At 71.9% G+C, this 7,720-nt stretch carries 6 protein-coding genes; 4 read left to right on the top strand and 2 right to left on the bottom strand.

What is annotated here, in order from left to right:
- Positions 1 to 94 precede the first annotated feature (94 nt).
- The 3 genes from ACFRFC_RS09590 to ACFRFC_RS09580 all read left to right on the top strand — a co-directional run bounded on the left by ACFRFC_RS09590 (position 95) and on the right by ACFRFC_RS09580 (position 1,370).
- Positions 95 to 301 (top strand): DUF397 domain-containing protein, encoded by a 207-nt coding sequence (locus ACFRFC_RS09590; RefSeq protein ID WP_382684350.1) that lies wholly within the window; start codon positions 95 to 97, stop codon positions 299 to 301.
- A 233-nt stretch (positions 302 to 534) separates the two neighbouring features.
- Positions 535 to 1,014, top strand: a complete 480-nt coding sequence (locus ACFRFC_RS09585) for a hypothetical protein (protein ID WP_382684353.1) — start codon at positions 535 to 537, stop codon at positions 1,012 to 1,014.
- Positions 1,011 to 1,370 (top strand): hypothetical protein, encoded by a 360-nt coding sequence (locus tag ACFRFC_RS09580; RefSeq protein ID WP_382684356.1) that lies wholly within the window; start codon positions 1,011 to 1,013, stop codon positions 1,368 to 1,370. Before ACFRFC_RS09585 ends, ACFRFC_RS09580 begins: the two co-directional genes overlap by 4 nt.
- Before the next feature lie 232 nt (positions 1,371 to 1,602).
- Here the strand turns inward: ACFRFC_RS09580 and ACFRFC_RS09575 are convergent, their stop codons facing one another.
- Positions 1,603 to 1,800 (bottom strand): hypothetical protein, encoded by a 198-nt coding sequence (locus tag ACFRFC_RS09575; protein WP_382684359.1) that lies wholly within the window; start codon positions 1,798 to 1,800, stop codon positions 1,603 to 1,605.
- A gap of 258 nt (positions 1,801 to 2,058) precedes the next feature.
- On the opposite strand from ACFRFC_RS09575, the gene ACFRFC_RS09570 reads away from it, so the two are divergent.
- Positions 2,059 to 4,644, top strand: coding sequence for a bifunctional FO biosynthesis protein CofGH (locus ACFRFC_RS09570; protein ID WP_382684361.1), 2,586 nt, complete (start codon positions 2,059 to 2,061; stop codon positions 4,642 to 4,644).
- 48 nt (positions 4,645 to 4,692) lie between these two features.
- On the opposite strand, the gene ACFRFC_RS09565 is transcribed toward ACFRFC_RS09570, so the two are convergent.
- Positions 4,693 to 7,647, bottom strand: coding sequence for a hypothetical protein (locus ACFRFC_RS09565; protein ID WP_382684364.1), 2,955 nt, complete (start codon positions 7,645 to 7,647; stop codon positions 4,693 to 4,695).
- Between the last annotated feature and the right edge of the window lie 73 nt (positions 7,648 to 7,720).

Below are 7,720 nucleotides of genomic sequence, written 5' to 3'. Positions count from 1 at the left end.
ATGGGTTCCGCCCGTAGCCCACGCACCCCAGCGCTCCCGCGAATCACCGGTTCGCCAAGACAAGGCACGAGCAGACTCGACAACTGGAGACAGCATGAGCACTCCCGACTCTTTCGGCACTGCCCGCTGGATCAAGAGCAGCTACAGCAGCGGCGAAGGCGAATGCGTGGAGGTCGCGGGCCTGCCGGGCGCGGTCGCTGCCCGTGACAGCAAGAGCCTCGCCGGTCCGGTCCTGGTGTTTGCGTGCGAGGACTGGGCCGGATTCGTCCGAGGCGTCAGCGCCGACGAGTTCCGCCCGTAACCCACGTACCCCAGCGCTTCCGCCCCGTCGCCGGAGCGGGGGCCTCCGTACGTGACACCGGCCTGACGCTTACGCCCGCCCCAAGGCTCTGAAGATCGTTTCCCAGCCGCCGGAGGACCGGAAAGGGACGCCGCCGCTCGGCCACTCGTAACGGGCACGTGAGCGGTCCGCCGTCCTGGCACTCCTCTTCCGGGTGATGGCGCCGAGGTGAGTTTCGAAGTAGTTTCAAAGTCATGGGTACCGAGAACGCGGCCGTGAACTTCTCCGAGCTCGTGAACAAGAACAAACAGACCCTCGCCCGGCTCCAGGAATCGCCGAGACTGCTCCTGCGCCGCAGAGACGGCGAGGATCTGGTCCTCACCACCGCCGCACGGGCCGAGCAGGACCAGACGGTGGTGTCGGCGGCCACCCGGATGCTGGCGGCGATGGCACGCCGGGAGCCCGGCAGTATGGAACTGCTCCTCGACATACTGCCGGACGCCTTCCCCTGGGTCCGTTTCCTGCCCGAGCCCGATCTCCACGCCTTCGCCGTCGAACTGGTCGACACCATGCGTGCCGCCGACTCACTCGGCAACAGCGCCTCCATCGCTCAACTTCTCATCGCCTGGCAGCACACCGCCGAGGTCTACTCCGACCCCGAACTGCTGGCCGCGCTGACCCAGGACCACGGCGAGGACCACGGCCCGGTACCAGACCCTCGTGACGTCGCATGACCGCAGGCCGCGGCGACCGCGCCGCGCCCCCGGCACCCGACGGCCACTGGGAGGTCCGCTTCGCCGACGCGGCCTCGGCCAAGGGCTGGGAGAGCCTCGCCCAGCAGGCCCGTGAGAACACCTACCGCGCCTGGATCACCATGCGCACCGCCCCCGGACCGGCCATCGAGACTCCCCGCCACCACCGGCTCAAGGGCGGTCTGGCGCACGGCACCCACCGCGGGCAGATCTGCGCGCAGTGGCAGATCGAGGTGACCGGCGGTGGCCGCATCTGGTACCTCCTCGACACTCTCCGGGACACCTGCTGGATCACCTTCGCCGGGACCGGGCACCCGCGAGCCACAGACCGATGCTGACAGCCGACTGGGCGCCCTCTCAAGAGGGCCGGTGAACCGCAGGCAGCCCCGGCACCCCGGGGCCGGCCGTGATGCCTGCGACACGGACAAGGGGGACAGCGGCACGGACTTACTCGACGCCCGCCGCCCCATCCACACCACCCCGAACAGTCTCGAACAGACCCCGGAAACGACAAAGACCCCGACCGATCAAGAAGATCGCCGGGATCTCGTCAACCGCCCCCGAGCAAACTCAAGAAGGGCTCGCCCAGGTGAGGCGTTGCCCGTCGGGGCCGACATGCAGCCGCATACGGTCGGTAGACGGGCGCCCGTCCGCCTGCCACTGCGTGACCCGCTCGGTGATCTCGTCCCACAGCCGCGCCGCGCCGCCCTGCCGGACCATCCATCGTCCGCCGTCCTGGAAGACGACCGCCCACGTCACGGCGTCCACTTCGAGGGAGGAAACGGCCCTCGCCCACAAGGAAGCCACCCGACCCGTGAAGGCTTCGCCGGTCTCGTGAAGTTCGCCAGGCGCCACGGCTGCCCCGCGCACCCACTGGCCCCGAGTGCCCGGCCCAGAAGGTTGGCGGCAACGACCCCGCACCCCCTCCACCCCCGCACCCCCTCCACCCCCGCACCCCCTCCACCCCCGCACCCCCTCCACCCGCACCCCACCCACCCCGCCGAAGCCCACTCGTATCCTCGAAGGATGACGACACCCGCGACCCCCGGACCCGGACCCACCGAGAACTCCCTGCGTCGCGCCCTCAAACGTGCCCGTGACGGCGTCGCCCTCGACACCGCGGAGGCGGCGACGCTGCTCCAGGCCCGCGGCGCCGCCCTGGACGATCTCACCGCGTCCGCCGCCCGGGTCCGGGACGCGGGGCTCGAAGCGCATGGCCGCCCCGGCGTCATCACGTACTCGAAGAGCGTCTTCATCCCCCTCACCCGGCTCTGCCGCGACACCTGCCACTACTGCACCTTCGTCACCGTCCCGGGCAAGCTGCGCCGCGCCGGGCACGGGATGTTCATGTCGCCGGACGAGGTGCTGGACATCGCCCGCAAGGGCGCGGCCCTCGGCTGCAAGGAAGCCCTCATCACCCTCGGCGACAAGCCGGAGGACCGCTGGCCGGAGGCGCGCGAGTGGCTGGACGCGCACGGCTATGACGACACCATCGCCTATGTGCGGGCGATCTCCATCCGGATCCTGGAGGAGACCGGGCTGCTGCCCCACCTCAACCCGGGCGTCATGAGCTGGACCGACTTCCAGCGGCTCAAGCCCGTCGCGCCCTCCATGGGCATGATGCTGGAGACCACCGCGACCCGGCTGTGGTCCGAGCCCGGCGGCCCGCACCACGGCTCCCCGGACAAGGAACCCGCCGTACGGCTACGGGTCCTGGAGGACGCGGGGCGGTCCTCCGTCCCCTTCACCTCCGGGCTCCTCATCGGCATCGGCGAGACCTACGAGGAGCGCGCCGAGTCACTGTTCGCGCTGCGCAAGGTCGCCCGGACCTACCACGGCATCCAGGAACTGATCATCCAGAACTTCCGCGCCAAGCCCGACACCGCGATGCGCGGCATGCCGGACGCGGAACTCGACGAACTCGTCGCCACCATCGCCGTCGCCCGGCACATCATGGGCCCCGGTGGCTGCATCCAGGCGCCGCCGAACCTCGTCGACGCCGAGTACGAGCGGCTCATCGGCGCCGGTATCGACGACTGGGGCGGGGTCTCCCCGCTCACCATCGACCATGTCAACCCCGAGCGCCCCTGGCCGCAGATCGAGGAACTCGCCGAGCGGTCCGAGGCCGCCGGTTTCACCCTGCGGGAACGTCTCTGCGTCTACCCCGAGTTCGTCACCCGCGGCGAACCCTGGCTGGACCCCCGGCTGCGCCCCCACGTGGCCGCCCTCGCCGACCCGGCCACGGGACTCGCCCGCCCGGACGCGACCGTCGAGGGCCACCCCTGGCAGGAGCCCGACGAGGTCTTCACCGCCACCGGCCGCACCGATCTGCACACCACCATCGACACCGAGGGCCGCACCGGCGACCGCCGCGAGGACTTCGACGTCGTCTACGGCGACTGGGGCGCCCTGCGCGAGGCCGCCGCCCCCGGCATGGTCCCCTCCCGCATCGACACCGACGTACGCTCCGCCCTCGCCACCGCCGCCGACGACCCCACCAGGCTCACCGACGACGAGGCGCTCGCCCTGCTGCACGCCGACGGCCCGGCGCTGGACGCGCTGTGCGCGGTCGCCGACGACGTGCGCAAAGCGGCGGTCGGCGACGAGGTGACGTACATCGTCACCCGCAACATCAACTTCACCAACGTCTGCTACACCGGCTGCCGTTTCTGCGCCTTCGCCCAGCGCCGCACCGACGCCGACGCCTACACCCTCTCCCTGGACCAGGTCGCCGACCGCGCCGAGCAGGCGTGGGACCTGGGCGCGGTCGAGGTGTGCATGCAGGGCGGCATCCACCCCGACCTGCCCGGCACCGCCTACTTCGACATCGCGAAGGCGGTCAAGGAGCGCGTGCCCGGCATGCACGTCCACGCCTTCTCGCCCATGGAGGTCGTCAACGGCGCCACCCGCACCGGCCTGTCCCTCCGCGAGTGGCTCACCGCCGCCAAGGAGTCCGGCCTCGACTCGATCCCCGGCACGGCGGCGGAGATCCTCGACGACGAGGTCCGGTGGATCCTCACCAAGGGCAAGCTCCCCGCCGCCACCTGGATCGAGGTCATCACCACGGCCCACGAACTGGGCCTGCGCTCCTCGTCCACCATGATGTACGGCCATGTCGACCAGCCCCGGCACTGGCTCGGCCATCTGCGCACCCTGGCCGGCATCCAGCAGCGCACCGGCGGCTTCACGGAGTTCGTCACCCTCCCCTTCATCCACACCAACGCGCCCGTCTACCTCGCCGGGATCGCCCGCCCCGGCCCCACCCTGCGCGACAACCGCGCGGTGACCGCCATGGCCCGTCTCCTGCTCCACCCCTGGATCCCCAACATCCAGACCAGCTGGGTGAAACTGGGCACGGACGGCGCCGCCGAGATGCTCCGCTCCGGCGCCAACGACCTGGGCGGCACGCTCATGGAGGAGACCATCTCCCGGATGGCGGGCTCCTCCTACGGCTCCTACAAGTCGGTCAAGGACCTGATCGCCGTCGCCGAGGCCGCGGGCCGCCCGTCCCGCCCCCGCACCACCCTGTACGGCGAGGTACCGGAGGAACGGCAGCGGGCCGCCCGCGATTCCGACGGCCACCTTCCGGCACTGCTGCCGGTCCTGGACTAGCGGAAGCAGCGGACATGGGGGCTAAGAACGCCAAGAACACTAAGAAGACTAGGAACACGGCCTCGGGCCGTCGGAGACCGAGGTGAGGTACCGGGTGCGTTCCGCCTCCGTCAGGGGGCGGCCCACCCGGTCGCACACGCTCTTGAGCCAGCCCTCCACCGTGGTGTCCCAGGACAGCAGCGCGCCGCCCTCACTGATCGACCACAGGCGCGCGCCATCGGGGGCGAAGGCGATCGAGCTGTGCCGGCCCGTCGACGTGATCCCGTCGAGCGTGAACACCAGCGGCAGCTGGACGCTCCCCATCCGCCCCCCGGTGCGGGCGTCCCACAGCCACACCGTGCCGTCGGAGGCCAGGCTCGCCACCCAGCGCCCGGCCGGGTCGGCCGTGATCATGAGGCTGTCGGCCCCCTCGGAGCGCCAGAGAAGCTTGCCGGTACGCAGGTCCCAGCGCTGGAGGATGTCACCGACGACGGCGTACAGGGCACGGTCGTCCTCGGCGAGGTACAGCCCCTGCACCGCGGAACCGGCGAGCGCCGGGGTGCGCATCCGCCCCTCCGACACCGCCGCCCGGCTGCCGGACGCGCCGACGTTCAGGCGGAACGTGCGGCGCCCGGAGGGCAGTTCGTACACGTCCACGCGTCCCTCCTCGTCCTCCACCGCGGCCAGCCCGCCCCGCTCACCGAGCGCCCGCGCGTACGCGGCCGTCTCGTACTCCTCCCGCTGCTGGGCGGTGAGCCGGGCCGTACGGCCATCGGCCAGGGTGGACGTCTCCCCGGTCCCGGGGTCGACCAGCACGACCGAGCCGTCGTTCGGTACCACCGCGACCTTGCCGTCCGCCCGGGCGGCGATCTCCGCCCGCCCGCTGTAGTCGTCGCCGGTCCGCGGGAGCGTCACGGTGTGCTTCAGGGTCAGGCCCGCCGAGGAGACGTCCCAGGTCTCCAGCGTCCCGAAGGCGGCGGTGTGGAGCGTGCGGCCCTCGGCGTCGTAGGCCATGGACTCGTACCACGACCCCGCCTCGGGGCCGGTCAGGGTCCGGTCCCCCGGGGAGCCGGGCGACCATGCCTCCAGCGTGGCGGACGTGTCCTCGTCGGGGTCGTGGCTCCAGGCGAGGCTGCCGTCCGGGCCCACGGTCAGCGGGTGCTGGGTCGCCATCATCGTCGCGTCCGGTACGTCCACGCCGGGCACGCCCGCCGAGGGGCCGGGCGCGGTCAGATTCCACAGGGCGACGGTACGGCCGTCGGCCGAGGCCAGCCGGTCGCCGTCCCCGGGGGAGAAGGCCAGCGCGTCCGGCGCCTCGACGCCGGTCAGGGTCTCCAGCGACCCCCTGCCCTCCTCGGTCATCGGGGTGCTCACCACCAGCCCGTCACTGGTGCCCACGGCGGCCCGGCCGCCGTCGGAGACGGCGAGGATCTGCGCCTCCTTGTCGAGCATCCCGGGACGCTCCCCGCAGGCCCGCTGCGCGGGCACGGTGTCCACCGGCTCCCCTTCCGGTGTCTCCAGCTCACCCTGGATCAGCTCGGCGGGCGAGTACAGGTCGACCTCGCTGTGCTTGACGAAGCCGAAGCAGAGGCCGGTCGGCGAGGCCGCCGAGAGCCAGTCGTTGAACGGGTAGAGGATCTGGTCGGACGAGGCGTACTCGGCCATCCCCTCGCCGTCCGCGGCGTACACGGTCCAGCCCACCGGGGTGACCACGAACACCTTGCTGCCCACGTCGAGAAAGCTGAGCCCCACGCTGCCGCCGATGCCGGTGTCCACGGTCTCCACCGGCTCGTCCCCGGTGTCCTCGTAGAACCTCAGGGCGCCGGCGGAGTCGATGGTGACGAGCCGCTGCTCGAAGGGCTGGAAGGCCAGCCCGTGCAACCGCCTGTCACCGCCCGCCAGCTCCCGCCGCTCACCCCCGTCCCCCAGCCCCTGGACCACCACCCGCCCCGAGACGGTCGACACCGCGAGCGCCTGCCCGTCGTCGCTGAAGGCCAGCCGGTCGACCGTGCCCGGCACCTCGATCGTGCGCACCTTGCGCGAACCGTCCGACGTCCACACCTCCACCGCCCCACCGGACGTGCCCACGGCGACATAGCGCGGCTCGGCGGTCAGCGCCACCGCCGTCACCGGGTCATCGGCGCGCACGTACCGCACCAGCCGGGGGCTGTACGTGGCCAGCCGGTACAGCGCCGAGCGCGTCTCCGGGTCGTCCCGCTCCAGCTCGTACGCCTGGAGCGCCAGCAGCGAGGCGACCTCCAGATTGTCGCCGCTGAGGTTCAGGGCCTGCGCGGCGAGCTGGCGGGCGGTGGCGAGCCGGGCCTGGTCACGGGCCGTGTCCCGCTGGACGAAGGCGAACACCGCGGCGACGGCGGCGAGGACGGCCAGTGCGGTGACCCCGGCGGTCATGCCCCGGCGAAAGCGCCTCAGGCGGCGGCGCTGGGTGATGTCCTCGCCGATCAGCTCGTCCTTGGCGCGGCGGTGCAGCGGCGCGGCGAGATCGGCCACCGCCGCCTGGAAGCGGGCGTCGCGCAGGTCGCCGGAGTGGTCCTCGCCCATCCAGCGCAGGTCGACCCAGCGCGGCTCCTCGGTGAAGTGGCCGCGCAGCGCCTCGTTGAGGCAGGTGCTGCGCTCCCAGTCGAAGTCGCCCGCGGCATGGTCCCAGGCCACCTCGCCGCCGGTCACCACGACGATCAGCTGACGCGGCCGGGGCCCGCCCCGCCACCAGATGATCTCCTGGCCCACCCACTCCGAGCGGGCCGAGCCCGGGGACGCCAGCAGCAGGAAGAAGTCCGACTCCTCCAGCGACCGCTCCAGGATGGGCCACAGCCCCGACGGGTCGGCCGACAGCACCGAATTGTCGAGGAACACCCGCAGCGCGCGCAGCCGGTTCCAGGGCCGGGCGAAGTCGTGCAGCGCCCCTCTGAGCTGGTGCGCCTTGCGGCTGTCGGCGCCGTGGCTGTACGAGATGAACGCGTTGTAGCGCACCGAAGGAGCCCCCCGTTCGATCGATGTCCACGCCATTGTTGCTCACCGTTCCCGCCCATGGAACGCCAACAACCGGGTAGAAAGGGCCAGTTGATTACCGTGCGGAGCC

The organism is Streptomyces sp. NPDC056734 (assembly GCF_042790455.1).
Lineage (GTDB): Bacteria > Actinomycetota > Actinomycetes > Streptomycetales > Streptomycetaceae > Streptomyces.
Note: the sequence above shows the minus strand (reverse complement) of the source record. Positions and strands in the feature narration are given on the sequence as shown.

What these genes read in the sequence shown, in the direction of transcription:
- ACFRFC_RS09590 (WP_382684350.1), top strand. Translation starts at nt 95, where the DNA reads ATGAGCACTCCCGACTCTTTCGGCACTGCCCGCTGGATCAAGAGCAGC.
- ACFRFC_RS09585 (WP_382684353.1), top strand. Translation starts at nt 535, where the DNA reads ATGGGTACCGAGAACGCGGCCGTGAACTTCTCCGAGCTCGTGAACAAG.
- ACFRFC_RS09580 (WP_382684356.1), top strand. Translation starts at nt 1,011, where the DNA reads ATGACCGCAGGCCGCGGCGACCGCGCCGCGCCCCCGGCACCCGACGGC.
- ACFRFC_RS09570 (WP_382684361.1), top strand. Translation starts at nt 2,059, where the DNA reads ATGACGACACCCGCGACCCCCGGACCCGGACCCACCGAGAACTCCCTG.
- ACFRFC_RS09565 (WP_382684364.1), bottom strand. Translation starts at nt 7,647, where the DNA reads ATGGCGTGGACATCGATCGAACGGGGGGCTCCTTCGGTGCGCTACAAC.